The organism is Cupriavidus phytohabitans (assembly GCF_017815025.1).
GTDB lineage: Bacteria > Pseudomonadota > Gammaproteobacteria > Burkholderiales > Burkholderiaceae > Cupriavidus.
Genome location: NZ_JAGIQB010000034.1, coordinates 23,559 through 48,590, shown reverse-complemented (window position 1 = coordinate 48,590; position 25,032 = coordinate 23,559). Strand labels below are relative to the sequence as shown.

At 65.1% G+C, this 25,032-nt stretch carries 28 protein-coding genes; 12 read left to right on the top strand and 16 right to left on the bottom strand.

All coding sequences use genetic code 11. The features are described 5' to 3' along the window. The 3 genes from J8I34_RS22270 to J8I34_RS22260 all read right to left on the bottom strand — a co-directional run. Window positions 1–446 (bottom strand): copper resistance protein CopQ (locus J8I34_RS22270; protein WP_245176070.1); only part of this gene is annotated, 446 nt, incomplete at its 3' end. Window positions 447–863: 417 nt separating this feature from the next. Next, window positions 864–1,430: a TetR/AcrR family transcriptional regulator gene (locus J8I34_RS22265; protein ID WP_029050525.1), complete on the bottom strand. Its 567-nt coding sequence runs from the start codon at window positions 1,428–1,430 to the stop codon at window positions 864–866. Window positions 1,431–1,693: 263 nt separating this feature from the next. Further along, window positions 1,694–2,170, bottom strand: a complete 477-nt coding sequence (locus tag J8I34_RS22260) for a copper resistance protein CopQ (protein ID WP_209775981.1) — start codon at window positions 2,168–2,170, stop codon at window positions 1,694–1,696. Between the two features lie 363 nt (window positions 2,171–2,533). On the opposite strand from J8I34_RS22260, the gene J8I34_RS22255 reads away from it, so the two are divergent. The 5 genes from J8I34_RS22255 (at window position 2,534) to J8I34_RS22235 (ending at window position 5,676) form a co-directional block, all read left to right on the top strand. Next, entirely contained in the window at window positions 2,534–3,556 is a 1,023-nt protein-coding gene (locus J8I34_RS22255; RefSeq protein WP_209775980.1) for an alpha/beta hydrolase, read from the top strand. A gap of 176 nt (window positions 3,557–3,732) precedes the next feature. Then, window positions 3,733–4,032 (top strand): hypothetical protein, encoded by a 300-nt coding sequence (locus tag J8I34_RS22250; RefSeq protein ID WP_209775979.1) that lies wholly within the window; start codon window positions 3,733–3,735, stop codon window positions 4,030–4,032. Between the two features lie 127 nt (window positions 4,033–4,159). Beyond that, window positions 4,160–4,843, top strand: coding sequence for an alpha/beta hydrolase (locus tag J8I34_RS22245; protein WP_029050529.1), 684 nt, complete (start codon window positions 4,160–4,162; stop codon window positions 4,841–4,843). Window positions 4,844–4,910: 67 nt separating this feature from the next. Further along, complete coding sequence (locus tag J8I34_RS22240; protein WP_029050530.1) at window positions 4,911–5,279, top strand: hypothetical protein; 369 nt, start codon at window positions 4,911–4,913, stop codon at window positions 5,277–5,279. Window positions 5,280–5,469: 190 nt separating this feature from the next. Continuing rightward, on the top strand, window positions 5,470–5,676 hold the full coding sequence (locus tag J8I34_RS22235; RefSeq protein WP_084402732.1) for a hypothetical protein: 207 nt from the start codon (window positions 5,470–5,472) through the stop codon (window positions 5,674–5,676). A gap of 91 nt (window positions 5,677–5,767) precedes the next feature. Here J8I34_RS22235 and J8I34_RS22230 read toward each other — a convergent pair whose 3' ends face one another. Continuing rightward, complete coding sequence (locus J8I34_RS22230; RefSeq protein ID WP_035878997.1) at window positions 5,768–6,889, bottom strand: AGE family epimerase/isomerase; 1,122 nt, start codon at window positions 6,887–6,889, stop codon at window positions 5,768–5,770. A gap of 178 nt (window positions 6,890–7,067) precedes the next feature. Between J8I34_RS22230 and J8I34_RS22225 the strand changes: the two genes are divergently transcribed. From J8I34_RS22225 to J8I34_RS22215, 3 genes are all read left to right on the top strand, one after another. Next, the gene (locus tag J8I34_RS22225; protein ID WP_133093261.1) at window positions 7,068–7,316 is read left to right on the top strand and encodes a hypothetical protein; all 249 of its coding nucleotides are present in this window, start codon (window positions 7,068–7,070) and stop codon (window positions 7,314–7,316) included. Between the two features lie 270 nt (window positions 7,317–7,586). Beyond that, a complete protein-coding gene (locus J8I34_RS22220; RefSeq protein ID WP_029050532.1) occupies window positions 7,587–7,865 on the top strand; it encodes a hypothetical protein in 279 nt (92 codons plus the stop codon). Window positions 7,866–7,880: 15 nt separating this feature from the next. After that, entirely contained in the window at window positions 7,881–8,153 is a 273-nt protein-coding gene (locus tag J8I34_RS22215; RefSeq protein ID WP_209775978.1) for a hypothetical protein, read from the top strand. A gap of 12 nt (window positions 8,154–8,165) precedes the next feature. Here the strand turns inward: J8I34_RS22215 and J8I34_RS22210 are convergent, their stop codons facing one another. Continuing rightward, window positions 8,166–9,800: an acyl-CoA synthetase gene (locus J8I34_RS22210; RefSeq protein WP_209775977.1), complete on the bottom strand. Its 1,635-nt coding sequence runs from the start codon at window positions 9,798–9,800 to the stop codon at window positions 8,166–8,168. A gap of 156 nt (window positions 9,801–9,956) precedes the next feature. Between J8I34_RS22210 and J8I34_RS22205 the strand changes: the two genes are divergently transcribed. Beyond that, window positions 9,957–10,661 (top strand): Crp/Fnr family transcriptional regulator, encoded by a 705-nt coding sequence (locus tag J8I34_RS22205; protein ID WP_209775976.1) that lies wholly within the window; start codon window positions 9,957–9,959, stop codon window positions 10,659–10,661. A 141-nt stretch (window positions 10,662–10,802) separates the two neighbouring features. Here J8I34_RS22205 and J8I34_RS22200 read toward each other — a convergent pair whose 3' ends face one another. The 8 genes from J8I34_RS22200 to kce all read right to left on the bottom strand — a co-directional run bounded on the left by J8I34_RS22200 (window position 10,803) and on the right by kce (window position 18,876). After that, a complete protein-coding gene (locus J8I34_RS22200) occupies window positions 10,803–11,372 on the bottom strand; it encodes an RBBP9/YdeN family alpha/beta hydrolase (RefSeq protein WP_209775975.1) in 570 nt (189 codons plus the stop codon). Window positions 11,373–11,539: 167 nt separating this feature from the next. Further along, entirely contained in the window at window positions 11,540–12,697 is a 1,158-nt protein-coding gene (locus J8I34_RS22195) for a porin (RefSeq protein ID WP_029050537.1), read from the bottom strand. 171 nt (window positions 12,698–12,868) lie between these two features. Next, complete coding sequence (locus J8I34_RS22190; RefSeq protein ID WP_029050538.1) at window positions 12,869–13,717, bottom strand: TauD/TfdA dioxygenase family protein; 849 nt, start codon at window positions 13,715–13,717, stop codon at window positions 12,869–12,871. 12 nt (window positions 13,718–13,729) lie between these two features. After that, window positions 13,730–14,710, bottom strand: a complete 981-nt coding sequence (locus tag J8I34_RS22185) for a tripartite tricarboxylate transporter substrate binding protein (protein WP_029050539.1) — start codon at window positions 14,708–14,710, stop codon at window positions 13,730–13,732. Between the two features lie 138 nt (window positions 14,711–14,848). Further along, the gene (locus J8I34_RS22180) at window positions 14,849–15,820 is read right to left on the bottom strand and encodes a quinone oxidoreductase family protein (protein ID WP_209775974.1); all 972 of its coding nucleotides are present in this window, start codon (window positions 15,818–15,820) and stop codon (window positions 14,849–14,851) included. 69 nt (window positions 15,821–15,889) lie between these two features. Continuing rightward, window positions 15,890–16,636, bottom strand: coding sequence for an SDR family NAD(P)-dependent oxidoreductase (locus J8I34_RS22175; protein ID WP_029050541.1), 747 nt, complete (start codon window positions 16,634–16,636; stop codon window positions 15,890–15,892). A 107-nt stretch (window positions 16,637–16,743) separates the two neighbouring features. Next, entirely contained in the window at window positions 16,744–17,802 is a 1,059-nt protein-coding gene (locus tag J8I34_RS22170; protein ID WP_029050542.1) for a beta-keto acid cleavage family enzyme, read from the bottom strand. A gap of 138 nt (window positions 17,803–17,940) precedes the next feature. Continuing rightward, window positions 17,941–18,876, bottom strand: coding sequence for a 3,5-dioxohexanoate:acetyl-CoA acetone transferase (kce, locus tag J8I34_RS22165; protein WP_209807043.1), 936 nt, complete (start codon window positions 18,874–18,876; stop codon window positions 17,941–17,943). 163 nt (window positions 18,877–19,039) lie between these two features. On the opposite strand from kce, the gene J8I34_RS22160 reads away from it, so the two are divergent. The 3 genes from J8I34_RS22160 to J8I34_RS22150 all read left to right on the top strand — a co-directional run bounded on the left by J8I34_RS22160 (window position 19,040) and on the right by J8I34_RS22150 (window position 23,046). Then, window positions 19,040–20,050 (top strand): AraC family transcriptional regulator, encoded by a 1,011-nt coding sequence (locus tag J8I34_RS22160; protein ID WP_209775972.1) that lies wholly within the window; start codon window positions 19,040–19,042, stop codon window positions 20,048–20,050. Window positions 20,051–20,473: 423 nt separating this feature from the next. Next, window positions 20,474–21,118, top strand: coding sequence for a response regulator transcription factor (locus J8I34_RS22155; protein WP_209775971.1), 645 nt, complete (start codon window positions 20,474–20,476; stop codon window positions 21,116–21,118). Next, window positions 21,115–23,046, top strand: a complete 1,932-nt coding sequence (locus tag J8I34_RS22150; protein WP_209775970.1) for an ATP-binding response regulator — start codon at window positions 21,115–21,117, stop codon at window positions 23,044–23,046. The genes J8I34_RS22155 and J8I34_RS22150 overlap by 4 nt, the downstream gene beginning before the upstream one ends. On the opposite strand, the gene J8I34_RS22145 is transcribed toward J8I34_RS22150, so the two are convergent. From J8I34_RS22145 to J8I34_RS22135, 3 genes are all read right to left on the bottom strand, one after another. Continuing rightward, the gene (locus J8I34_RS22145; protein WP_198030922.1) at window positions 23,013–23,180 is read right to left on the bottom strand and encodes a hypothetical protein; all 168 of its coding nucleotides are present in this window, start codon (window positions 23,178–23,180) and stop codon (window positions 23,013–23,015) included. The two genes, J8I34_RS22150 and J8I34_RS22145, sit on opposite strands and share 34 nt — an antisense overlap. A 210-nt stretch (window positions 23,181–23,390) precedes the next feature. Continuing rightward, window positions 23,391–23,813 carry a VOC family protein gene (locus J8I34_RS22140; protein ID WP_029050546.1) on the bottom strand — a complete coding sequence of 141 codons (423 nt, stop codon included), beginning with the start codon at window positions 23,811–23,813 and terminating at the stop codon, window positions 23,391–23,393. Window positions 23,814–23,842: 29 nt separating this feature from the next. Beyond that, the gene (locus J8I34_RS22135; RefSeq protein ID WP_209807042.1) at window positions 23,843–24,958 is read right to left on the bottom strand and encodes an NADH:flavin oxidoreductase/NADH oxidase; all 1,116 of its coding nucleotides are present in this window, start codon (window positions 24,956–24,958) and stop codon (window positions 23,843–23,845) included. Window positions 24,959–25,032: the final 74 nt, after the last annotated feature.

The window sequence follows — 25,032 nt, the reverse complement described above, 5'->3', positions numbered from 1 at the left end:
GGGTCGACGCTGCGTGCCGGCGAGCCCGAGACGCCGCTGCGGTCCAGGCCGGCAACGATGCGGGCACCGTCGGTGTACGGGTCAGCCTTGCCGACGCGTGCGCCATCGGTGTACGGGTCGACGCTGCGTGCCGGCGAGCCCGAGACGCCGCTGCGGTCCAGGCCGGCAACGATGCGGGCACCGTCGGTGTAGGGATCGGCCTTGCCGACACGTGTGCCGTCGGTGTACGGGTCGAACTTGCCGGCACGCGCGCCTTCGGTGAACGGGTCGAACGTGCCGGTGCGGGCGCCGTCGGTGAAGGCATCGGCTTTGCCGACGCGGAACTGGTAGCCGTACTTGTCACCGGCGAAGCTGCTGTCCTGCACGCCAGCGGCGTGGGCGGCGCCACCAGCGAAGGCGGCGGCAAGGGTGGCGGCGGTGATCAGGGTCTTGGCGAACTTGGTCATGATGGGCTCCTGGGGGCGAAGTTTCGGATCGTGTCAATCGGTGTCAGTGGCTCTGCAGTCTTTCTTCGGGGTGATTATCTACTAGTAGATAGATAACCGGCCCTGAAAAAATGACCGCCTCCGGTCATGCATGGGATCGTCGCCGGGCCCTGCTTCTTGCTTGCTGCTGGCGCTGCGTCGCTTCCATGAGTCAAATACTATCTACTGATAGATAGATAGTCAAGGAAGAATATTTCTATCGGGCCGATAGGCATCAGGCTCTTGATCGTAAGTTAATGATTTACAAGAATTTACGGTCATAACCGCGAACACTGCGGGACGGCGCGTCCCCGCCAATTGAAAAAGCCGCCGCGCAGCTTTCGCCACACGACGGCTCCGGACGCGCCACTGACAGCGCGAAAAATCGGTATGGAAACTTTAGCCAGTCACCGCTGCCATCAGCGTATCGGCCGCTGCCTCGACCCGGTCGGACGTGCCGAACAGGCGCGCTGCGATCAGGCCGCTTTGCAGCGAACCGAACACCACCTGCGCCAGCCGCGGCGGCGGCACCGGGAACGGCGTGGTGCGCAGCGGCTGCGCCCGCTCCAGCAGTCCCGTCAGCCACTTCTCGTGCATCAGGTAAAAGCCCTGCAGCAGCTTGTGCACGGATTCGGGCAGGCACAGGGTTTCTGTCGACAGCATGCCGCACAGGCAGATCTGGTCGGAGCCGCAGCTGTTGCGGAACGGCGCCAGGTAGATAGCCGCCTGTTCGGTCACAGGCAGCGTCGTGTCGATGGCGCGCAGGTGCTCACTCAGGCGTGCACTGTATTCCTTGACCGCTTCGAGGACGAGATCGTCCTTGGTCGGAAAGTAATAGTGGATGCTGGATGTTTTCACCCCCACCAGCTCGGCCAGGTCCCGATAGCTGAAGCCGTTGAAGCCGCGGCGGCGGATCAGGACGAGGGTGTGCTCGAGCAGTTGCTCGCGTACGGATTGCGTTTTCATGAAAGCAGTTTATCTACGCGAAGATAGACGCTCAAGTTGAAATGCCCCGACGCGCGGGTAATCCCCTAGCGCCGAGGCATGGCTTTAGCCTGGCAGGACCTGCGCGGCGAAGGTGATCATCGAGCCACTCGTCACGCAGAGCACCAGCCATCCGCCAAGCAGCAGGATGCTGTCACGCAAACTCATGATGGACTCCATCGGGCAGCGGCCTGGTGGCCGCCGCCGTAAAGGTGGTAAAGCCGCCGGCCGGTGGCCGGCAGCGATCAGGCGAGCGCGCCGTCGGTGTAGGGGTCGGCCTTGCCGACGCGCGCACCGTCCGTGTACGGGTCGAAGCTGCGCGCCGGCGCTGCCGAGACGCCGCTGCGGTCCAGGCCGGCCACGATGCGGGCACCGTCGGTGTACGGGTCAGCCTTGCCGACACGCGCGCCTTCCGTGAACGGGTCGAACTGGCCGCTACGGTAGTTGTAGCCGTAGGCGTCAGCCGGGACGTTCGCGGCAATGGTGCGGGCACCGTCGGTGTACGGATCGAACTTGCCAGCACGCGCGCCTTCGGTGAACGGATCGAACTTGCCGGTGCGGCCACCGTCGGTGAAGGCATCGGCCTTGCCGACGCGGAACTGGTAGCCATACTTGTCACCGGCAAAGTCGCTGTCCTGCACGCCAGCGGCGTGGGCGGCGCCACCGGCGAAGGCGGCTGCAAGGGTGGCGGCGGTGATCAGGGTCTTGGCAAACTTGGTCATGATGGGCTCCTGGGGGCGATGTTTCGGATCGCGTCAATCGGTGTCAGTGGCTCGCGGTTTCTTCTCAGGCCGGTTATCTACTAGTAGATAGATATCCAGTCCTGAAAAAATGACCGCACCGGTCATGCGATGGGATCGCCACTTATCCGCCCCTTCTTGCTTGTTGCTGGCGGTGCAGCGGTTCCATGAGGCAAATACTATCTACTGCTAGGTAGATAGTCAAGGCAAAAGTTTTCTATCGGCGCGATAGCGGCAGGCCCGCGCATGAAAAATCCTGCGGCGGGATGGACGTTTCTTCACATGTTCACAGTGGCCTGCTAGCCTGAATACACAGGCTCGTCACCACGGCGTGCCCTCTTATCAATGTTCGAGACGCCACATCCCGACCCCCTCGCATCTTCGCCCTCGCCGGCGTCGCCCGGTTCGCTGCGCTGGATTGCCGTGGCGGCGGGGGTCGCACTGGCAGCCGGTGTTGCGCGCCACCTACTGTTTCGTGCGGTGGAGCGCAATGCATTTGTCACGCCGACGGATGAAACAAGCACCGAAATTCCCGTGCCCTGGTCATCCATGCCTGTGCGGCATACCACGTTCGCCAGCGGCGATCGCGAGCTGCATGCCCGCTTCGTTCCCGCCGCGCGCCACGATGCGCCCGCGTTGATGGTCTGCCATGGCGACAATGAAACCCTGGCCGACTGGCTGCCGGTACAGGCCATGCTGGCCGAGTCCGGCATTGCTTCCTTCGTGTTCGACTACAGCGGCTATGGCCGCAGCAGCGGACGCCCGTCCGTGCGCCATCTGCGCCAGGACGCCATGATCGCGTACCGGCAGTTTCTTGCGGCCGCGCCCGCGGCGTCGCGCCGCGTGGTGCTGGGCCACTCGCTGGGCTCGGGCATACTGCTTGACGTAGCGCGGCACTTCGCGCCGCAGCCCGACGGCTACGTCATCGCCGCCGGCTTCAGCTCGGCGCGGCGCGCCGCGGTGCAGACCGGCCGCGTGCCGGCATGGGCGGCGTGGCTGCTGCCCGATCCCTGGAACAACGCCGCGCGTGCCAGCCGCCTCGAACGCCCACTGCTGGTGGTACACAGCCGCGCCGATGCCGTGTTCGCGCACATCCATGCGGAACGCGTGGCAGCTGCCGCGCGGCACTTGCACCAGTTGGTGATGCACGACGCCATGCCGCATGGCGCGGCCATCGAGCCAGACCATATCGCCGCATTCTGGCTGCCGATCGTGCGTTACGTGCAGGAATTGGACACCACTCCGCAGCATGAAATCGGCGCGCGCGTGGAGGTCGTGGAAGCAGGCGGGGAATACAGCCAGGGCCGGAATTCACGCGAAAATCCGCACAAAAACAGCGATTCAATGCGCGTGCCAGGCAAGCAGTAAAGAGGCGATCCGAAGTCGCCGGACAATCTACCGCAGACTCCCGCGAGCGGCAATCATCCTTGTGGGCGAGGCGCCACGGCAAGATAGCCAAGAGGTCTTTTATCGATTTCTTGTCTATATTTGTCCTCGTGGCACAAGCATCGCAATTTCGCTTTGACAGCACTGGAGGTACTGCCATGCGTTGGCTTGCAAACCTGTTCAGTCCGCCGACCCCGGAAAAAATCGCCGAAAGGGAACTGCAAGACATGAGGCTGACGCTGTTCCAGGCCGAGCGGAAATTGCTGGAGGCGCAGATGCAGGTGGCCTACTACCGCGACATGGTCGCGTTCCTGGAAGATGTCTCGGCCAAGGGCGTGGAGGACGTGGTGGACAAGCGCCGCGCCACCGTGCCTGCAATGCCCGAGCTGCCTGCCGCCGCGCTGAACGCGCGCGCGCCGGGCCTGACCACCGTGCCGATCGTTCCGTCCGCCGCCTGAACCGGCAGTCGCGCCGCCCTGCCCGCGTAGCGGGCGTGCGGCATCAGCGGGCCTGACCTGTGCGATACTCGCGCTGCCTGGCGCGCCCATCGGCGCGCGGGCACGCCGTCACACAGGAACCTGCCCCATGAGCGAACTGCTGCCCGCCATTGAAATCGAAACCGCGCCCGATCCCCGCTGCGCCGTGATCTGGATGCATGGGCTGGGCGCCGATGGCGGCGACTTTGCACCAGTGGTGCCGGAATTGCGGCTGCCCGCCTCGCCTGGCGTACGCTTTATCTTCCCGCACGCGCCGGCAATTGCCGTGACCTGCAACGGCGGCTATGTCATGCCGGCCTGGTATGACATCTATTCCCTCGACGAGGCCGGCCGACGTGCCGATGAGGCCGGCATCCAGGCTTCGTGCGACGCCATCCGCGCGCTGGTCGCGCGCGAGAATGCGCGCGGCATCCCCTGCAGCCGCATCGTGCTGGCCGGCTTTTCGCAGGGCGGCGCGATCGCCTATACCGCGGGCCTGACGCATCCGGAGCCGCTCGCCGGGATCGTGGCGCTGTCCACCTATATTCCCGCGGCAGCCGCGCTGGCTGCGAAGGCCAATGCCGCGAATGACGCCACGCCGGTATTTGCCGCACACGGCACGCAGGACGATGTGGTGCCGTTGCAGCTGGGCGTTGCCGCACGCGACTTTATCCAGGCGCGCGAGCATCCGCTGACGTGGCAGACCTACCCGATGGGGCATTCGGTCTGCCTGGAAGAGATCGTTGCCATCGGCGCATGGCTGGCGGAACGCTTCGGCCCTGCCGCTGCCTGACCCTATCCAACGCTGACATACCGACCACATCGCCGCCGGCGCCACGCCCGCGCGGCAAGCCGTACCCATGAGCCTCGCCCCACTGCCCCGCATCGATTTCAACACCCGCAAGGCGCTGCTGTTCGCGCTGGCCGCCGAGCGCCTCTCGGCCTTTTACGAGCACCGCACGTGGATGACGGACGCACAAGGCGCGACGCTTGCGGGCGAGTGGCTGTCGCGCTCGCGGCTGCAGCTGCCGCTGTCCGAGCGGCGCCTGCTGTCCGAGCTCAGCGACCAGTTCGCACGCCAGCTGGCCGGGACGCTGTCTCGCGAAGCGGGCTTGTATGCCGCGCATGAAATGATGGAAGCGCTCGATCCCAACTACCAGTCTGCCTTTGCGCACGACATGCTCGATGAATGCGAACGGCTGCTGCGCGAGAACGGCGTGATGGAATAAGCCGAATAAGCGAACAAGCCTTTCTTGCCAGCATTGCTGGAACTGGCGAAAACGCTAAACCGATTTGGAGGGGACACGATTGCCAACGAGTCCAGACGTGGCATAACTGCTGCATTTGCAAAGATTCACAATCGCTTTGCGGCCGGGCGCTTACACTGCGCGCTCCGATAATGCCCCCATCCATTCCACCATGGAACGCAAGCACTGCCTCGCCTGGATCGCGCTGAGCATGATCGCAGCGGCCTTGCTGACGCTGCTGTGCCTGATCCTCAATGACCACGCGGAGACCCGCGCCGCCACCCGGATACGGCAGATGGAAGTCCGCGTAGGCACGCAGGTGTCGCCGCAGGCGGGCGCGCCCCGGCCCGCGACTTCAGAACGACGACCAGGTAGTTAAGAAGGACAACGCACGGGCGGAGCGCGGGCTTGAGTTTAGTCGCGCCCCCATGCCGCGACTGCAAAGAATTGATAACGCGATTGCGTCGCGATCATCGGATCGGCCAGGACTGGCCGGCGGCTTGTGCCAGCGCCAGGTAGGACGTCGCCAGGTGGTACGGCGAAGTCGACGGCATCTCGGCACGCACCACGTCGCCTGACGGCGCGAGGCATTCATGCCATCCCTGCGCATGCAGGAAGCGGTTGCGGAACTGCCCGGCCCAGGCTTCCAGCGTGGCCAGCGACTCCGGTTGTCCATGCAGCGCCAGTGCGCGTGCATACTCGGTCTGCGCCCAGATGCGTTGGGTACCATCCAGCAGCCGGCCCTGCGCGTCCAGCGCCGCGCTGACGCCCAGCGTGCCTGGCGCAACGCCATGGCGTTGCGCAAAGTCGAAGGCCTGGCGCAGCGCGCCTTCCAGCGGCAGGTCGCCGAACAGCTGCGGCCGGCTTGCGACCAGCGAGAACCATTCAAACTGATGGCCTGGTTCGATCCGGTTGTCCGCAGTGCCCTGCGGCAGCTCGGCAATGCAGCCGGTGGCGGGATCGACGAAGCGTTCGTACACGGCCATCGCGATTTCGCGCAGCCGCTCGGCATACCATTCGTCGCCGGTGGCATCGAGCGCCGCCAGATAGGCTTCGGTCAGATGCATCACGGGGTTCTGCAGCACGCCCATGCCTTTCGGGCGGAAATGCTCGCTGAGAGCGGCGTGGTAGAGCCCGCCGTCTTCGGCGAAGCGGTCTTCGACGATGTCGACGGTTTCGTCGAGCACTTCCAGCGCATCGGGATTGCCGCGCAGCGCGTGGTAGCTGGCGCAGGCGAAGATGACGAAGGCGTGCGTATAGAGGTCGCGCGTGGTGTCCAGCGGCGATCCATCCGGACCGACACTGTAGATCCAGGCGCCGCCGCCATCTCCGAAATACGCCTGCAGCGAGCCGAACAGCGTATCGGCATGCGCCTGCTGGCCCGCCACCGAAAACACATAAAGCTGCCGCGCGCAGGCCATGGCACGGTAGCGCGCCGCCGGCAGCGGCGCTGCCGTGGCGCCGTCGAGGGCCTCATAGGGCAGGAACAGGCCGGCATTCCAGCCGCTGGCGGTCCACAGCGGCAGCACCGTGGCATCGTAGTGCGCCGTCAGGGCGGCAACCTGTTGGGTGAGCGCGGGCGAAATGAGCATGGTCGGTGGCGAGAAGCGGGCGCCACGTGGCGCCAGGCGCAGAAGGTTACTGGATTCGGCGCAGCTGGGGAAGCCACGCCACGCGTATCTTGCCATGCCGCGGTTGCAATTCTCCGATGGCGCCATGCGCTCGCAATTGCTAGCATCAATGCGTCCCACCTGCCAACGGGAGGCGCCAATGTCGACCCTGCCCCTTACGCTTTCGGACCATCACCGCACGCTGGTACTGCACGTGCTGGAAGAGCCATCCGGCCAGTACACCTGGCGCATCGTCATGGAAGAACTTTGCGGCGCGGCCGACGCCGACTGCACCGTTGAAGCGCCCTCCACTTACAGTTCGCATGCCGAGGCCGAGGCAGCCTGCTGGGCCGCAGGCAACGGCATGCTGGATGGCCCGCGCGCCGCGAGCGAACTGCGCACCACCTGATGCACGCCGCCCGCGCTGCCATGTGCAGGCGCGGGCCTCCGGGCGGCTCCAATCCTTGCGCGCTGCCGCGCATGTCCTAGTCTGGAATCGTGGCAGTGGCAACGCGGGCAGGCTGTTTGCCCGCGATTCTCCGTTCCGGCCACGCCCAGGTGCCATCCCGCTGCCTGGGTGCTTCCCTGCCACCTGCCTGTCATCTTCCTGGCCTTAACTGACCTGGTCGCCTCGCCGCGCTTGCCAGCGGTGTGATGGGCAGGCCCGCAGGAGCATGAAATGGAAAAGCCGGTCGTCTCTCCGCAGCGCTTCGTCGAGTTGATGAACGAGCGCCTTAGCAAGCATCCCTTGTACCAGGAGGGCATGCGCGTCTACGCCATTCCACAGCATACCGACCATCCGCGCAGCCTTGTGTGCGTGGGGCCACGCGGCACCGAATGCGTGTGCGCCACCATCGAGAACATCGTGCGTGGCGAATGCGAGGTATTCCCCGACATTGCGGAGGACTGGCATCGTCCCCGCGACCACGGAAGTCCACACGAGGCGCGGGCACGCTGAACGCCCGGCAAGCGCATGCCCAGCGGATGGCACGACGAGAACGCCGGCTACCGCGGCTACCGCATCCATGCCGCGGCGCTGCGCTATGGCAGCCAGCACGAAGGCTGGTGGACGCTGCGCGCCGAAGTCTGGCTTCACGGCACGCGGCTGCCGTGGCTGTGCCCCGTGATCCAGATGCGCTTTGGCTGTGCCAGCGATGCCACGCGCGCGGGCATGGCGTGGGGCCGCGAAGCCATCGATTCGCATATCGCCGGCCAGCGCGATGCCGAGGAGGCCGTGCAGCCCTAGCAGCCGCCGCGTTCAGACGTCGATGGCGGCATCCGACTTCACCTTGCGGCGCAATTCGAACTTCTGGATCTTTCCGGTCGACGTCTTGGGCAGCGGCCCGAAGTACACCGCCTTGGGCACCTTGAAGCCGGCCAGCAGCGTGCGGCAGTGCGCGATCAGGTCCTCGGCGGTGGCACTGGCGCCCTCCTTCAGCTCGACGAAGGCGCACGGCGTCTCGCCCCACTTGGCGTCAGGCTGCGCCACCACCGCCGCGGCAAGCACCGCGGGATGGCGATAGAGCGCATCTTCCACTTCCACGCTGGAAATGTTCTCGCCGCCGGAAATGATGATGTCCTTGCTGCGGTCCTTGATCTTGATATAGCCGTCGGGCATGCACACGCCGAGGTCGCCGGTATGGAACCAGCCGCCGGCGAATGCCTCGCGCGTGGCCTTCTCGTTCTTCAGGTAGCCCTTCATGCAGATGTTGCCGCGGAACATGATCTCGCCGATGGTCTCGCCGTCGGCTGGAACGGGCTGCATCGAATCAGGATCGAGCACGGCGACCTGCGACTGCAGGTGGTAGCGCACGCCCTGGCGCGCCTTGCGCACGGCGCGGTCCTGTTCCGACAGCGCACGCCAGTCATCCTGCTCGGCACAGACCGCGGCCGGACCATAGACCTCGGTCAGGCCGTAGACGTGCGTGAGTTCGAAGCCCATTGCCTCCATCTGCGCCAGCACCGCTGCAGGCGGCGGCGCGCCGGCGACCATGCCGCGCACCGGGCCGCGCACGCCTTCGCGCCACGATGGGGGCGCGTTGACCAGCGCGGTATGCACGATCGGCGCGGCACAGTAGTGCGTCACGCCTTCGGCGCGCATCAGGTCGAACACGAGCCTGGGCTCGAACTTGCGCAGGCAGACGTTGACGCCAGCGCGCGCCGCGATGGTCCACGGGAAGCACCAGCCATTGCAGTGGAACATCGGCAGCGTCCACAGGTAGACCGGATGCTTGGGCAGGTCCCATTCCAGGATGTTGGAGATCGCGTTGATGGCCGCGCCGCGGTGGTGATAGACCACGCCCTTCGGATCGCCGGTCGTCCCGGAGGTGTAGTTCAGCGCGATCGCTTCCCACTCGTCGGCGGGCATGCGCCACGCGTAGTCCGGGTCGCCGGCTGCCAGGAAGGACTCGTAGTCGGTATCGCCGAACGGCTCGGCCTGCGGCCCCAGCGCATCATGGACCGCGATCACCTTGAGCCCGGGGATTTCCAGCGCGACCTGCCGCGCCAGTTCGGCAAACTCGGTGTCGGCGAGCAGCACGCGGGCCTCGCCATGGCGCAGCATGAAGAGGAGGTTGGCGGCATCGAGGCGGATATTGAGCGCATTGAGCACGGCGCCCGCCATCGGCACGCCGAAATGCGCCTCGACCATGGCAGGGGTGTTGGGCAACAGCGCGGCCACGGTATCGCCCTTGCCCACGCCGGCACGCGCCAGCGCGCTGGCCATGCGGCGCGCGCGCGCATAGGTGTCGCGCCAGTTCTGGCGCACCGGGCCGTGCACGATGGCCAGGCGGTCACCGTACACCTCGGCGGCGCGCACCAGGAAGTCGATGGGAGTGAGCGGTACGAAATTGGCCGCATTGCGGGCCAGGCCGCTGTCGAAATCAGTTGGCATTGATGTGTCTCCGCTTGTCGCACTTTTTCTGGGGCAAGGCTATCATCGCAGACATCCGGCGCACTGTCGTCCGGATGACAAACTCCCCGCAAACCCGCGCCAGCCAAGGCTTACGCGAATCTTACAAAGTGCCGCGCAGCCGCTCGCGCCGATGTCATGACCGCATCCCAGAACCCTGCCCGCGCCCCTGAAAGCACGCTGGCCAGCCATGCGTGGTACGCCGCGCTGGCGGCGGAACACCAGGCGCTGGCCGCGCGCGAAACGCTGCTGCAGTCCTTTGCCGCGGGCGCCTTCATTGCCCGGCGCGGCGAGCCTTCGCGCTACTGGATCGGGGTCGACAGCGGCCTGATCAAGCTGGCGGTGTACACGCCTGACGGGCGCGGTTGCACTTTTTCCGGCGTGCCGGCCGGCGGCTGGTGCGGCGAAGGCAGCGTGATCAAGCGCGAAGACCGCCGCTATGACGTGATCGCCATCCGCGACTCGCAAGTGCTGCTGGTGCCAGAGCCGGTCTTCAACACGCTGCTGGCGCAGAGCCTGCCGTTTGCCAGCTTTGTCGTCCGCCAGCTCAACGAACGGATGGGCCAGTTCATCGCCACGGTGCAGAACGACCGCCTGCTCGGCGCCGACGCGCGCGTGGCGCAGGCAATCGCGCAGCTGTTCCATCCTGACCTGTATCCGCGCACCAGCCCCGTGCTGGAACTGTCACAGGAGGAGATCGGCCTGCTGACCGGGCTGTCGCGGCAACGCGTCAACCAGGCGCTGCGCCGGCTGGCAGAAGCCGGCATGGTGCACCTGTCCTACCAGAGCATCCGCGTGACCGACCTGGCGCGGTTGCGCAGCTTCGGGCTGTCGGAGCTGTAGCGGCTCCGGAATTGCCCGTTGAAAGCAAAGAAGAGGTTCCACAGGCGTTGCCCGTGGAACCATCAAAACCCGGCTGCCGTGGAAAGTGTCATCAAGACCGGAGGTCGGCACCCGGAGTGGAGACGCAATGAATGGTGAATCTCACAGCTCGCGGAGCAACTCCGCTGCCTTCTGCCAGTTGCCATATCCGTCGGACGGCGAGAGGTGGCCAATGTCGCCCCCATTGACGAAGCGGCTGCCCCAGGCCTGCGCAAGGGCGTGGACCTGCTCGAATCCTCCGATCGGATCGTTGCGGCTGCCGACCACGATGCTCGGAAACGGCAGGCGCGCCCTCGGCAGCGGTGTCCAGCCGCTGGCAGCCAGGGTCTGCGGATCGGAGTAGCCGGCGGGCAGGGGCGTGTCGAGGTCGGCGGGGGCCGCAAGCAACGCGCCCTGGACCTCGCGCGTCGTCTGTTGCGCCCAGTGGACCGTGATGCAGCATCCCATGCTATGGGCCACCAGGACGATCGGCCCTTGGATGCTGCTGACGACGCGCTCCAGGTTCGCCACCCTGGCACCGCACAGCGCCTTGTCCTGGTCGATCTGCGGCACGATCTGCACCGCCCTTCCCTGCGCTTGCAGTTGCTCGGCGAGCAGCGATTGCCAGTGCTCCGGCATATGGTCGCGAAGACCGGGAACAATCACGACCGTCGGCTGGTTGGTAGAAGTCATGGATTTCGATTTCCTCGGTTACTCGGTTAAGGCCCGGAGCGTGATCGTTCTGCGCCCGCCGGATGAACTTGCCACGCTCCCTTCCGCGCGAAGCGTGGCATATCGCGAGGCGAGATACCGTGAGCGCAGGCTGCTGCCTGCGCCCGGCATCGCCACCGCGCGGGTGGTCAGAAGATATGGCGGATGCCCACAGCCGCACCGAACATGGACTTCTGCCCACTGGGCAGCGAGTAGCTGTTGCCCAGCGCCAGGCTGGTGGCGAAGCCGCTCGCCGCCGAGTCCATGGTCAGGCCGGCGTTTCGGGTATACGCCGTGGTCAGGTACACGTCGGTCCGCTTCGAGATCGAGTAGTCAGTGATCAGAGCGATCTGCCACGGATTGGCCGCGTGCGTGTTGCCGCCGACGTTCTTCAGGTTCTGGTAGTCATACTCCAGCGTGAAATCCAGCGCCGCCGACACGCGGTACTGGCCACCGATCCAGTAGAAGTCGTCGCGCAGGAACTCCCTGCCTGTATGGTCCTTGTTCTGCCCCCAGCGGTAGCCGCCCATCACCTTGCCCGCGCCGACCGAATAGCTGGCCATGACGGCCGCCTTCTTCAACGTGCCGTTGCTGGTGCCGATCGTCGGGTTCCACTGGTCGTAGGCAACGCCCAGGCCGAGCGGGCCGTTGATGTAGGTCACGCCCGCACCGTAGGCCGAATCCCGGCGGAACTGGCCCGGTATTTCGCCGTTGCCGCCCAACGTGGGAATACCGGGGTTGATCTGCGGCAGCGTCGTACCGACACCGAACGACCAGTGCGCCACGGCGGTCACGGGACCGAACTTGCCGGTGTACTGCGCCACGTTGTCCTCGCGGAAGTTCGCGCCGGCGATGACGCCCGCCGGTTCATACTGCGTGGCGAAGCGGGCCGGCACGAAGTTGGCCAACGACACGAACAACGACGTGTACTGGCGGCCGAAGGTGACCTGCCCGTAATCGGATTTGAGGCCGACAAAAGCCTGGCGGCCGAACATGCGTCCGCCCTGCTGCTGGGTGCCGGTATCGGCGTTGAAGCCGCTTTCCAGCACGAAGATGGACTTCAGCCCGCCACCGAGGTCTTCCGTGCCGCGCAGGCCCCAACGCGAGCCGGAGTAGCCGCCGGAGTTCTCACGGAACACCGAGTGGCCCGTACCGGGATTAAAGCCGTTAGCCGCCGACGGGACTACGCCGACCTTGTTGACGTATTCGAGGTTGACGTCGATCACGCCGTACAACGTTACGCCGGACTGCGCCTGGGCTGCACCACATGCCATCGCGGCGGCCAGGGCAAGAATCGCTCTTCTCATCTACTCCCATCCTCCATGGTTCATCGTTCTCATTTGTTTGTTTTCAGACTCAGTCACAGCGATTTCCGGCGCCAGGTGCGCCGCTACTACAGGGAGGCTCTGCAATCCGCCACCTTTTGATCAACGTTCTGCAGCCATGACCTCCCGGTATTGCGAGCCAGCCCGCCCGGATCAGAAAGGGCGGTCTCCGATGATCGTTGCGCGGTCCATCCTGCGGTTGCACGGCGGATAGTCCATGACGGCGTAATGTTGGGTCGACCGGTTGTCCCAGATAGCCACGCTGTTCTTCCTCCAGCGCCAGCGGACCTGGTGTTCGGGGATGTGCGCCTGCGTAACCAGGTAGCGCAACAGGTCGGCACCGCCAGGGCTGTAGTCCTGCCCAAAGCGCACGCGGCCCGGCGTGTGGAAGTTGGTGAAGTGCGTGGTAAACCCGTTGACGAACAGCACCTTCTCGCCAGTCTCCGGGTGGGTCCGCACCACCGGATGCTCGGCGTCAGGGAACTGACTCTTCAGCGCCAGGCGCCGCTCGATTGGCATGGCGGCGCCAAAGCTCGCCTCGATGCTGTGACGCGCCCGAAGGTCGGCAATCTGCTCCTTGACGTGGGCGGGCAGGTTTTCGTATGCAAGCACCATGTTGGCCCACATGGTGTCGCCCCCGACGGGCGGGCACTCCCAGCACCGCAGGACAGCGCCAAGCGGCGGTACTTCGCGCCAGGTCGCATCGGTGTGCCAGGCGTTCTCGTAACGATCCGGCGGGTTGGCGGGCGTCTTGTAGATCTGCACCAACCCCGGATTCTCCGGGTCGCTACCCGTCACAGGGTGATCCTCCAGATCCCCGAAGCGGCGCGCGAAGGCCACGTGCTGGGCAGCGGTGATGTCCTGGTCGCGCAGAAACAGGACGCGGTGCCTGAGCAGCGCCTCGCGGATGCCGGCGAACACGCCATCATCATGGATCGCATCGGCAAGGCTGACCCCGATGAGTTCTGCGCCGATTGCGCAGGTAAGTTGTTCAACTCGCATGGTCGATGGATGTCATTGCGGCTGGATGTTGAACGTCTTCACGATGCGGGCATTGCGATCGAAATCGGCGCGCAGATCCTGGCTGAGCTGGCCAAGGCTCTGCGGCTGCAGCGGCTCGAACCCGAGCGCGGCAATCCGTTCCTGCACGCCGGCCCTGGAGGCTGCCTTGTAGACCGCGGCCTGGATCTTCTCAGTCAGGTCCGCCGGCAGCCTGGACGACACGAACACGCCGGTCCAGTTGCTGAAGTCAACGTCCGGATAGCCCAGTTCGGCGAAGGTCGGCACCTGCGGGAGCATCGGCAAGCGCTGCTTGGCGGCCACGGCATAGGCCTTGAGCTTGCCCGCCTTGAGGTACGGCAGCGAGGTCACCATGCCGTCATACATCACGGCGATCTGCCCGCCCATCACCTGCGTCAGGGCCGGCGGCGATCCCGGGAACGGGATGTTCTGGAGATCGATCCCCGCCTTCTGGTTCATGATCATGCCGGCGTACTGCGAGGCCGTGCCCGGGCCATAGGTAGCGAAACTCAGGTTGCCCGGATGCGCCTTCACGTAGCTGATCAGCCCCGGCAGGTCCTTGGCCGGCAGGCCGGGGGCGCTGACGAGCAGCAGGGTCGACCTGGCTGCGGCGGCAACCGGCCTCACGTCCTTCATCGGATCGTAGGGCACCTTCATCACGTGGGGGATTTCCGCAAACACGTTGGTCGCCGACACCAGGATGGTCTGGCCATCGGGCGGCGCCGCCAGCAGCGCGCCGACCGCGATGGCGCCGCCGGCACCCGGCTTGTTGTCGACGACCACGGGCTGGCCCAGCTCTGCCGTGAGTTGTTCGGACAGCATGCGTGCCATCACGTCCATCGTGCCGCCGGCAGGCGCTGGCACCAGTACGCGCACCGGCTTGTTGGTCCATGCCATGGCGGCGGGCATGGCAAGTGCAAGAATCGTCGCGGCGACGACGCGGCGCACGCGCAGAACGGCAGGTCGGTCTGACATCTTTGTCTCCATCTCGGTATTTCCGGCAATGTGAACTTGCCTTCGAGGGCGCAGCCGCCCCTCCACCCTCGCCCCTGCGAGGATGGAAATGCGACTGCGGCATGCGTGCGAAGGGAAAGCCCGCGCTATGGCACCGCTTTACGGCACCAGTACGGTGGCGCCGCTCGTCTGCCTGTTTTCCAGTGCGCGATGGGCCTGCGCGGCGTCTTCCAGCGCGAACTGCTGCTTCGGCTCGCTGGTGATCTTTCCGGCCGTCACCATGTCGAACACCTCGTTGGCCATGGCGAGCATGTGCGAGCGCGGCGTGGCGTAGTGCACCATGGCCGGACGCGTGACCCAGAGCGAGCCCTTCGCCGCCAGCGTGCGGCTGTCGATCTCGACGGGACCTGAAGTCGTGCCGTTGCTGACCAACGTGCCGCGCACCTGCAGGCAAGACAGCGAGGCGTCCAGCGTCGACTTGCCGACCGAATCGAACACCACCGGCACCTTCTTGCCGTCGGTGATTTCCATCACGCGCTCGACGATGTTCTCGCGCGAGGTGACAATGACGTGCGAGCAGCCGTTGGCCCTGGCAAGCTCCGCCTTCTCGTCGGTGCTGACCGTTCCGATCATGTTTACGCCCAGCGCGCGTGCCCACTGGCAGGCGATCAGGCCCACGCCTCCGGCCGCGGCGTGATAGAGGATGGTCTCGCCACCCTTGAGCGGATAGACCTGGCGGAACAGATACTGCGCCGTCATGCCCTTCATGATGAGCGTGGAAGCGGTACGGTCCGAGACACCATCCGGCAGCGGAATCAGCACCTCGGCAGGCATGACCCGCACGTCCGCATAAGCGCCTTGCGGGCCGAGCAGGTAGCCCACGCGGTCGCCCACGCGGATGTCCGTCACGCCGGGCCCCACCGCCTCGACGACACCAACGGCGTCGGAGCCCAGGCCGTTGGGAAGTTCGAGGGGATAGTGGCCGGTCCGAAAATAGATGTCGATGAAGTTGACGGCGATATAAGTGTGCCGCACGCGAGCCTGGCCCGGGCCGGGATCACCTACATCCACGGACTCGAGCTTGAGGACATCAGCGCTGCCTGTCTCGTGAAACCGAATTGCTTTTGCCATGACTTGTCTCCTGAAATGCCTTGTTCATTGCCTCTGACCGCGCCTGGGGCAAGCCCAGCGTGTCGGCGGCTACATCGCTGTCTTGCCACCATTGACGCCGAGAATCTGGCCCGTTATGTATCTGGACCGCGCGGACGCGAGGAACACGATGGCGTCGGCGACCTCCTCCGGGGTCCCAATCCGGCCCGCCGGGATCGTCGCCGCAACTGCCGCAATGTTGTCGGCGCCTCCTGCAATGCGGTCCAGCATCCCGGTATCGATAGGGCCAGGCGCGACCGCATTCACTCGCACATTCGATCTGCCTGCCTCGAGTGCCGCAGCCTTGGTCAAGCCCTCGATCGCGTGCTTGCTGGCCACATACATTGGATTCTGCGCATTGCCGCGGCTTCCCATGGTCGAGGAGAGGTTGATCACAACGCCCTCTTTCTGTTCCAGCATGACGCGCAACTCATACTTCATGCTCAGGAACGTCCCAAGGACATTGGCGTCGAAAGTTGTCGCATAGGATTCAACTGTCTGGTCGACGATCGACCCCGGCGTGCCTTCGGTCCCTGCACTGTTCACTGCGACATCGAGCCGTCCAAAGCGGGTGACGGTATGCTCGACGAGTTGGCGGACCTGCTCCTCATCAGCTACGTCAGCGGGTACAAACTCGGCCTCGGCACCGAGTTCCCGGAGTTGGGATACAAGTGCGGCGCCTGCGGTGGCATTGCGGCCGGAGCAAACCAGCTGTGCCCCATCACGGCCGAATGCAAGCGCCGTGGCGCGGCCGATCCCAGACGTGGCTCCCGTAACGAGAACGACGGTACGAGTCATGACATTCCTTATTTGAATCAAGTCAAAACAGATCGATCCGGTTGCAGCAATTCAGGCTGGAGTGCGCACTTCAACCGGATCAATTCTTGGTCTGTGCCGTAGCAGGCTCAGGCTGCGCGGCGCAGCGGCACGTTCTTGACACCGGGCTTGCGGTTCGGCGTCATGCCGTTGGCGGCCAGGGTTTCATCGACATCGTTGTACCAGGTGCCAATACGGTAGATTTCCCGCGCTTCCTTGCCATCGGCGATCTCGCGGCCCAACTCCCTGGCGATACGCACGGTCTGCTGAATCTGCTGCACCGAGGTGAACCGGTTGCCATGCTGATCGATGAGGGTGTCCTCAATGCCGCAGCGCACGTGCATACCCATTGCCAGCGCCATCGTGTTCCACGGAAGTACGTTCTTGAACAACGACTCGGCGGTAATGGTGCAGCCATCCGGCGCACGTTGAATGAAGTCGAACAGGTTGTACGGATGCGGTCCATGGTGGCCGCCACCGATGCCGATGCAGGTCAGGTTCAGCGGGCCCTTGTAGATCCCTCTGCGCACCATGCGGTCCAGCGTTTCGAGCGCATGCATGCCCACCAACTGAAAGTGCGGCTGGATGCCGGCTTCCTGCAGGCGGCGCAAGTGCTCTTCTGCCCAGGCCGGGCCAGCCGGAACAATCATTTCACGGTAGGCATCGTAGACGGCCGGGTTGGCCATGTGCGTGCTCTCGTAGAACTCCGGGTAGATCAACTCCATGATGTTCATCTGGATGGTGTTGAGTGCTACCGTCACCTGGTCCGGCTTGGGGTCGAGATCCGCCAGCGCGTGACGCGTGTCATCATCCAGCCATTTCGCGGCCTGGCCTTCATCTTCCGGTGCGAACGAGATCGAGCCGCCGACCTGAATGATCATGTCCGGCACCGCCTTGCGCACGCCGGCGATCAGTTCGTTGAACATGGACAGGCGCTTGGAGCCCTTGCCATCCGGCTCACGCACGTGCAGGTGCAGCACGCTGGCCCCGGCTTCATAGCAATCCACCGCCTTCTGGATTTGCTCTTCCATGGTCACGGGGATGTCTTCCGGGAAATCTTCGGGCATCCACTCCGGGCCGTACGGGGCCACGGTGATTACCACCTTGTCCATGTTCTCCGGGTGCAGCGAATCATCCAGAAATTGCATTTCTTTCTCCTTGATAGGGGATTTAACTATCGGCGCCGCAACGGACAGTTGAGGTCGGACCGGGCATCAAATTATTCAGGTGGCTTGTCGCCGGGAACGCGCTCGCGGGTTAAGGGGCGGCAAGGCAATTGGAAGAGATCAGAATGCAACAGCATCCCTGCCCTTCAACTGGAGCATGTCGCGCGTCTCATCGGGAGTGGCCACTTCCAGGTTCAGCGATTTCAGGATCCCGACGATGCGACTGACTTGATCGGCGTTGCTGGTCGAAAGCCGGCCCGGCCCATCCCAAAGCGAATCCTCCAGGCCCACGCGGACATTTCCGCCCATCGCAGCCGCCATGGAAGCAATCGGCATCTGACTGCGGCCCGCACCCAGGACGGACCAGTAGTAGTCCTTGCCAAACAGCCGTTCGGCGGTGCGGCGCATATGCATGACATCATCGGGATGCGTCCCGATGCCGCCGAGCAAGCCGAAAACGGACTGTATGAAGAACGGCGGCTTGAGGATGCCACGGTCAATGAAATGCGCCGCCGTGTAGAGATGGCTGGTGTCGTAGCATTCGATCTCGAAGCGAGTCCCATTGCCGGCGCACGATTCCAGGATGTAGCGGATTTCCCTGAACGTGTTGCGGAAGACGCGGTCTTCGGAGCCTTCGAGGTAAGGACGTTCCCAGTCGTACTTGAACTCTTTGTGCCTGCCAAGCATCGGGTACAGCCCAAAGTTCATCGACCCCATGTTCAGCGAAGCGACTTCGGGCTTGAGTTGCAGCGCCGGTTGCAGTCGTTCCTCGACGAGCATGTTGGGTGCGCCGCCGGTGGTGAGGTTGATGATGACGTCGGTACGCGCGGCGATCTCGGGGAGGAATTCCCGGAAGAGCGCGGGATCCTGCGAGGGCTGGCCATTCTCCGGCTTGCGCGCGTGCAGATGGACGATCGAGGCGCCGGCCTGGGCCGCACCGATTGCCTCGCCGGCGATGTCTTCTGCCGTGATGGGCAGGTAGGGGGACATCGTTGGCGTGTGAATGCCGCCGGTTATGGCGCAGGTGACTATGACCTTGTTTTGAGGGGCTGCCATGGGTTCCGTTTGTCGTCGAATTACGGGATCAGTCTAGTAATCCCCGGGCGGCCGTTGTCTCTCATTTCACGACATTCGCATCTCATTTCGTGACAGAATCTGGTGGTATCCGGGTTTCCCCGGGCGAGTGAATCCGGGCTACACACCGGGTGAGGGAGAAGCAATGGGCACACTGATTCGCACAGGCGTGCTAAAGAACTACTTCAGGGTGGCGCAGCAACTGGGCCTTGAACCGCAGCCGTTGCTGCGCAAGCTGGGCTTGAGCAGCGAGATGCTTGCGGACCCGGAACATTGGATTTCCGGAAGCGGAGCCGTTACCTTGCTGGAAGAGTCAGCGCGACTTACGCAATGCCCAACATTCGGGCTGCGTATGGCGGACCTGTGGCAGCTGTCTGACCTTGGTGTCGTCAGCGTGTTGCTCACGCACCAGAGAACACTGCGCGACGCTCTTGGAACCTTGATTCAGTATCGGCACCTGATGAATGAGTTCCTCGTCATCCGTATTGAGGAGACCGGCAAGAAGGTCATCGTGCGGGAAGACGTCGTCGCGGATGACGCCGGGCCGTCCACGCAGTCAATTGAGCTGGCACTGGGCTCACTGTCACGCATGTGCAGAATACTGCTGGGCACGTCCTGGCACCCCCTCGGCGTCAGTTTCACCCATGACGCTCCCCCCGATCTGCAGCTGCACCGCCACATCTTCGGGGGGAAGGTGGAGTTCGCAAGCCCTTTCAATGGCTTGATTTGCCGCGCCGCCGACCTGGACTTGCCCAACCCTATCGCCGACCCTGTCATGGCCCGCCATGCGCAACGCCTGCTTGAAGGCCTTCCGGGAGCCAATGAGCCGTCAGTTGTGCTCGAGGTGCGCAGGGCAATCTATCTGATGCTTCCGGCAGGGCGCGCGACGATTGAGCAAGTTGCTCAGGGCCTGGGGATGAACGTGCGTACACTGCAGCGCCAACTCGAAGGCGCTGGAATGGTTTTCTCAGACATGGTCAATGGCGTACGGCGCGATCTCGTTATCCACTATATTGACAACAGAAGCTACTCGCTCGGGCGCATTGCCGAATCGCTTGGCTATTCGGCTTATGGCTCATTCGTCCGTTGGTTCACGGCGCAGTTCGGCATGACGCCGACGCGGTGGCGCAGCACCAAGCCGGCAAATATGAGGTAAGCCGCCTATCTTTAGGATTCGGTTCGTCACTCCGACGTCAGGCTCTGACGGCGGGCATATCGGTTGCCCGGACGATTGTTCGTGGAAATACCGGCGGTACCCCGTGCTCGCGGGACTGCATGCGTGTCGAAAATCGAAGACGGCTCAGCGCGATACCCTGCGTTTCGTTGGTGAAGCAAAAAAAATACCCACAGCCGGGTGGTAGTGGGTAACGAAAAGTGGTTGTGGACACGTCGCGGAACTGTCCACGGAGAGGATCTTCGCACTGCCGCTGCGCAGCGCCAATAATCTTTCCGGACTAGTCGCGTTCACGCATCCGGTGCATGGACAAGTGTCGCAGATTCTTGTCCAATGGCTGTCACCCGTGCCCGCTGAGCCGGCATCCAGACTGTCCTGCACCGGTCGTCCGCGGTGCCTGTTCCCATGCCACAAGCCCGCCTGCTCCTGATCGACGACCACACCTTGTTCCGTACCGGCCTGCGCCTGGTCCTGGCCGACAGCCCGAGCGTCGGGCAAATCATCGAAGCCGGCTCTGTCATGCAGGCGGTACAGGACCACGCCGGCGCCGCGGTCGATATCCTGCTGCTCGATATCCAGATGCCCGGCCTGAACGGCCTTGAAGGCGTCAAGGTACTGCGGCGGCATTTCCCGGCGGCGCGCATCCTGATCGTGTCCGGCACCTCCGGCCTCGAAACCATTCCGGCCGAGGTACGGCGCGAGATCGCCGGTTTCTTGCCCAAGTCGGCCGATGCGCGCGAGATCGAGGAAGCGATCGCCTGCTGCCTCGCCGGCGGCACGCATTTCTCCGATGACGCCAGTTCGGCCGGCCGTGCCGCCGCGCCCGCGCCCGCGCCATATTCAGCCAGCGCGCTCACGCCGCGCCAGCTGGAGGTGCTGCACCAGCTGACGCTGGGCCGCTCCAACAAGGTCATTGCCTACCATATGGGCCTGTCGGAAAATACCGTGCGCGTCCATGTGGCAGCCATCCTCGAGCACCTCGGCGTGGTCAGCCGTGTCGAAGCCATCCTCGAAGCGCAGCGCCGCGGGCTGGTGCAGGCGGCCCGATGATCGCGGACCGGGCGCCGGGCGTAAGGGGAGATTGCCAGCACGGCCTGCGGCTGCTGCCGCGCTTCGACGAGCCGCGGCTGCTGGCCGCGCAGATGGCGCTGATCGACCAGAGCTTCGGCATCGCCATGCTGGGCTGCACGCTGGCGGCCTTTATCCTCGCCGCGGGACTGACGCTGTCAGGCGACCGCCCCGGCGCCCTGCCCTGGGCCTGCGCCATGGCGGTAGCCTGCGCGGTGGCGTACTTCGGACGGCTGACGCTGCCCGGGCGGCTGACCGAAGCCGGTGCGGACCGCTTTGCGCGCGGCATGACCGCGATGCTCGCGCTGATCGGCGCGCTGTGGGGACTGGTGGCATGGCTGTACCTGGACGTGCGCATGCCGGCGGTGGTGATCTGCGTGCTGTCGCTGATCGCCGGCATGAGCGCGGCGGCGCTGGCGGTGTTCTCCGCCTGCCTGCCGGTGGCGATCGGCTTCTTTGTCCCGTCGATCGTGCCGGTCTGGATCGCGTTCCTGGCCACCGGCGATATCGAATACCTGCCGATGTTCCTCGGCACGCCGCTGTACCTGTTCGTGCTGATCATGTTCGCGCGCAATTATTCGCGCGTGGCGCGGCATTCGATCGCGCTGCGCTTCGAGAACGTCGAGCTGATCTCGCAGCTGCGCGAACAGACCACGCGCGCCGAAGCGGCGCAGCACGAAGCCGAGCAGGCGAGCCGCGCCAAGTCGGTGTTCCTGGCCTCGGCCAGCCATGACCTGCGCCAGCCGCTGCATGCGATGGGGCTGTTCCTGGTGTCGCTGGGCCGCACCGCGCTGGATGAGCGCCAGCGCCAGTTGCTGGCGCATATCGAGGCATCGTCCGGCGCCGCGCGCGAGATGCTGAACTCGCTGCTGGATTTCTCCAAGCTCGAAGCCGGCGTGATCACGCCACGGCCGCGGCCGTTCCGGCTGCAGCCGCTGCTGCACAAGCTGGAGAACGAATTCGCGCCGCAGGCCGATGCGCGCGGACTCGTGTACCGCACGCGCGATACCACCACGACGCTTTACGGCGATCCCACGCTGGTCGAACTGGTGCTGCGCAACCTGATCGCCAATGCGATCCGCTATACCCGGCAGGGTGGCGTGCTGGTGGCCTGCCGCCAGCGCAAGCTGCATGCCGTGATCGAGGTGTGGGACACCGGCATCGGCATCCCTGCCGCGCAGCATCGCGACATCTTCCGCGAGTTCCACCAGCTCGGCAATCCGGAGCGCGACCAGCGCAAGGGGCTGGGGCTGGGGCTGGCCATCGTCGAGGGGCTGGCGCGCACGATCCGCACGCGCGTGACACTGGGCTCGCGGCCGGGGCGCGGCTCGGTGTTCCGCTTCAGCATGCCGCTGGCCTGGAGCACACCGGAAGACGTACCGCGGCCCCTCGCGCCGCGCGGGCTGGACGGGCTGCGCGTGCTGGTGATCGACGACGACGAAGCGATCCGCACCGCCATGTCGGAGCTGCTGGGGGCATGGCAATGCGACTGCCGCACGGCCGATTCCGAGGATGAGGCACTGGCCATGCTTGCGGCGTTCCAACCCGCACTGGTGCTTGCCGACTACCGCCTGCGCGGCCACCGCACCGGCCAGGAAGCGCTGGACGCGATCCGGCAGCAGGTGGGCCGCCATGTGCCGGCGATCGTCATCACTGGAGATACGGCGGCAGACCGCCTGCGCACCGCGCACGCGGCGGGCACCTTGCTGCTGCACAAGCCGGTGGTTCCGCAGGAATTGCACGCAGCGATCGACACGCTGCTGCGCGACGCGCCAGCGCAGGAGACGCAAGGCGAGACACGCCACGGCCAGGCACAGGCCGGGGCTGAGCAGAACGGCCCTTCCGCATCAGGGAAGGCCGCGCACCGCTGCGGGCGTCAGCCGCCCGAATGCAGCGGGGACAGCGAATAGGCGAGCACCAGTCCCGCCACGATTGCCGGCGAACCCAGGCGAATCGCAGTGCTGCGCGACAACGCGCCCAGGTACACATACAAGCACACCAGCACCATCGCAGTCACATACAGCAGGCTGTCATAGACTTGCATGGATGTCTCCCTTGCCATTGTTCTTATTGCTTTACTTCGGTGGTCTGCCGACGAAGCGTGATGCAAAGGCAATGCGTGGGGGCGCTCCGCCGACATGCTATGGCTGTCTACAAGGATAGTCGGGAGTTCGCGGTGTCGTGGCAATCATGGAAATCCCTTTGCGGCGCCGCACCACGGGTGGTTCGACGCCGCAAAGGGGGCAGCGGCAAATCAGCTGGCAGGCGGCATTTCCGGGTTCCAGGCCACCTCCCACAGGTGTCCGTCGGGATCCTGGAAATAGCCGGCATAACCGCCCCAGAAGGTGTCCTGCGCCGGCTTGACCACGCTGGCGCCTGCCGCGCTCGCCTGCGCCATCACGGCGTCGACCTCCGCCTTGTCGCCGACGTTGTGGGCCAGCGAAAAATCGGTGGACGCCCGCGCTGTCACCGTCAGCCCGGTATCGTGCGCCAGGCTCGCGCGCGGCCACAGTGCCAGCTTCAGCCCGGACTGCAGGTCGAAGAACGCGACCGCGCCGTGTTCGAACTGCTGGCCGACAATGCCCGGTGTCGACAATCCCAGTCCATCGCGATAGAAGCGCACGGCGCGCTCCAGGTCGTCGACGCCCAGCGTGACCAGTGTGATGCGAGGCTTCATGGCACTACCCTCCTGCACATGTCGTGGGCCTAGCGCTGCCCGAATGCGGCGCTGGCAAACAGGTCTTTCAGCTCGCGCGGCTGCGAGCGCCAGTACTGCTTCGGCGCATGGACGCTGGCGCCCAGCCGCGCCGCCGCATGCCATGGCCAGCGCGGGTCGTACAGCATGGCGCGCGCCAGCGAGACGGCATCCGCCTCCTGGTTGGCGATGATCGCTTCGGCCTGCTCGGGCTCGGTGATCAGGCCCACCGCAATCGTCGGCAGCCCGACTTCGGCCTTGACGCGCTGTGCGTACGGCACCTGGTAGCCCGGGCCGAGCTTGATCGCCTGCTGCGGCGAGACGCCGCCGGTGGTGACGTGTATGGCCGCGCAGCCGCGCGCCTTTACTGCCCTGGACAAGGCGACCGTCCCTTCGATATCCCATCCGCCCGGCACCCAGTCGGTGGCCGAGATGCGCATCCACACCGGCCGCTCCGCGGGAAACGCGTCGCGCACCGCGTCAAAGACTTCGATGGGGAAGCGCATGCGGTTTTCCAGGCTGCCGCCGTACTCGTCGTCGCGATGGTTGGCCAGCGGCGACAGGAACTGGTGCAGCAGGTAGCCGTGCGCGGCGTGGATCTCGATGCCGTCCAGCCCAAGCCGCGCCGCGCGCCGTGCCGCCGCGACAAAGTCGTCGCGCACCTTGTCCATGCCGGCGCGGTCAAGCGCGGCCGGTGGCGCTTCGCCGTCGCCATGCGGCACCGCCGACGGTGCCACGGCGTGCCACCCGCCGGGCGCATCCGGTGCGATCTGCTGCCCGCCGTCCCACGGCGCGTGGCTCGAGGCCTTGCGTCCGGCATGGCCCAGCTGGATCGCGATGCCGATAGGCGAATGCGCGCGCATCGCCTGCACCACGCGCCCCAGCGCCGCCTCGTTGTCGTCCGAGTACAGGCCCAGGTCCTGCGGCGTGATGCGACCTTCCGGCGAGACTGCCGTCGCTTCCACGATCACCATGCCCGCGCCGGACAGCGCCAGCGTGCCGAGATGGATCATGTGCCAGTCGCCGGCGTTGCCGTCCTGCGCCGAGTACTGGCACATCGGCGCGATCATGATGCGGTTGGCGAGCCGGAGGTTGCCGATCTCCAGCGGTTCGAACAGATGGCTCATGCGTTGCTGCTCCTTGCAGGTCATGCCGGCCCGCAGCGGGGCCGGGGGAATCTGGATTCTAGGCCGATGCCGGA

Bases quoted from the DNA above. Each gene is read 5' to 3' on its own strand.
- J8I34_RS22265 (WP_029050525.1), bottom strand. From the start codon at position 1,430: ATGAAAACGCAATCCGTACGCGAGCAACTGCTCGAGCACACCCTCGTC.
- J8I34_RS22260 (WP_209775981.1), bottom strand. From the start codon at position 2,170: ATGACCAAGTTTGCCAAGACCCTGATCACCGCCGCCACCCTTGCAGCC.
- J8I34_RS22255 (WP_209775980.1), top strand. From the start codon at position 2,534: ATGTTCGAGACGCCACATCCCGACCCCCTCGCATCTTCGCCCTCGCCG.
- J8I34_RS22250 (WP_209775979.1), top strand. From the start codon at position 3,733: ATGCGTTGGCTTGCAAACCTGTTCAGTCCGCCGACCCCGGAAAAAATC.
- J8I34_RS22245 (WP_029050529.1), top strand. From the start codon at position 4,160: ATGAGCGAACTGCTGCCCGCCATTGAAATCGAAACCGCGCCCGATCCC.
- J8I34_RS22240 (WP_029050530.1), top strand. From the start codon at position 4,911: ATGAGCCTCGCCCCACTGCCCCGCATCGATTTCAACACCCGCAAGGCG.
- J8I34_RS22235 (WP_084402732.1), top strand. From the start codon at position 5,470: ATGGAACGCAAGCACTGCCTCGCCTGGATCGCGCTGAGCATGATCGCA.
- J8I34_RS22230 (WP_035878997.1), bottom strand. From the start codon at position 6,889: ATGCTCATTTCGCCCGCGCTCACCCAACAGGTTGCCGCCCTGACGGCG.
- J8I34_RS22225 (WP_133093261.1), top strand. From the start codon at position 7,068: ATGTCGACCCTGCCCCTTACGCTTTCGGACCATCACCGCACGCTGGTA.
- J8I34_RS22220 (WP_029050532.1), top strand. From the start codon at position 7,587: ATGGAAAAGCCGGTCGTCTCTCCGCAGCGCTTCGTCGAGTTGATGAAC.
- J8I34_RS22215 (WP_209775978.1), top strand. From the start codon at position 7,881: ATGCCCAGCGGATGGCACGACGAGAACGCCGGCTACCGCGGCTACCGC.
- J8I34_RS22210 (WP_209775977.1), bottom strand. From the start codon at position 9,800: ATGCCAACTGATTTCGACAGCGGCCTGGCCCGCAATGCGGCCAATTTC.
- J8I34_RS22205 (WP_209775976.1), top strand. From the start codon at position 9,957: ATGACCGCATCCCAGAACCCTGCCCGCGCCCCTGAAAGCACGCTGGCC.
- J8I34_RS22200 (WP_209775975.1), bottom strand. From the start codon at position 11,372: ATGACTTCTACCAACCAGCCGACGGTCGTGATTGTTCCCGGTCTTCGC.
- J8I34_RS22195 (WP_029050537.1), bottom strand. From the start codon at position 12,697: ATGAGAAGAGCGATTCTTGCCCTGGCCGCCGCGATGGCATGTGGTGCA.
- J8I34_RS22190 (WP_029050538.1), bottom strand. From the start codon at position 13,717: ATGCGAGTTGAACAACTTACCTGCGCAATCGGCGCAGAACTCATCGGG.
- J8I34_RS22185 (WP_029050539.1), bottom strand. From the start codon at position 14,710: ATGTCAGACCGACCTGCCGTTCTGCGCGTGCGCCGCGTCGTCGCCGCG.
- J8I34_RS22180 (WP_209775974.1), bottom strand. From the start codon at position 15,820: ATGGCAAAAGCAATTCGGTTTCACGAGACAGGCAGCGCTGATGTCCTC.
- J8I34_RS22175 (WP_029050541.1), bottom strand. From the start codon at position 16,636: ATGACTCGTACCGTCGTTCTCGTTACGGGAGCCACGTCTGGGATCGGC.
- J8I34_RS22170 (WP_029050542.1), bottom strand. From the start codon at position 17,802: ATGCAATTTCTGGATGATTCGCTGCACCCGGAGAACATGGACAAGGTG.
- kce (WP_209807043.1), bottom strand. From the start codon at position 18,876: ATGGCAGCCCCTCAAAACAAGGTCATAGTCACCTGCGCCATAACCGGC.
- J8I34_RS22160 (WP_209775972.1), top strand. From the start codon at position 19,040: ATGGGCACACTGATTCGCACAGGCGTGCTAAAGAACTACTTCAGGGTG.
- J8I34_RS22155 (WP_209775971.1), top strand. From the start codon at position 20,474: ATGCCACAAGCCCGCCTGCTCCTGATCGACGACCACACCTTGTTCCGT.
- J8I34_RS22150 (WP_209775970.1), top strand. From the start codon at position 21,115: ATGATCGCGGACCGGGCGCCGGGCGTAAGGGGAGATTGCCAGCACGGC.
- J8I34_RS22145 (WP_198030922.1), bottom strand. From the start codon at position 23,180: ATGCAAGTCTATGACAGCCTGCTGTATGTGACTGCGATGGTGCTGGTG.
- J8I34_RS22140 (WP_029050546.1), bottom strand. From the start codon at position 23,813: ATGAAGCCTCGCATCACACTGGTCACGCTGGGCGTCGACGACCTGGAG.
- J8I34_RS22135 (WP_209807042.1), bottom strand. From the start codon at position 24,958: ATGAGCCATCTGTTCGAACCGCTGGAGATCGGCAACCTCCGGCTCGCC.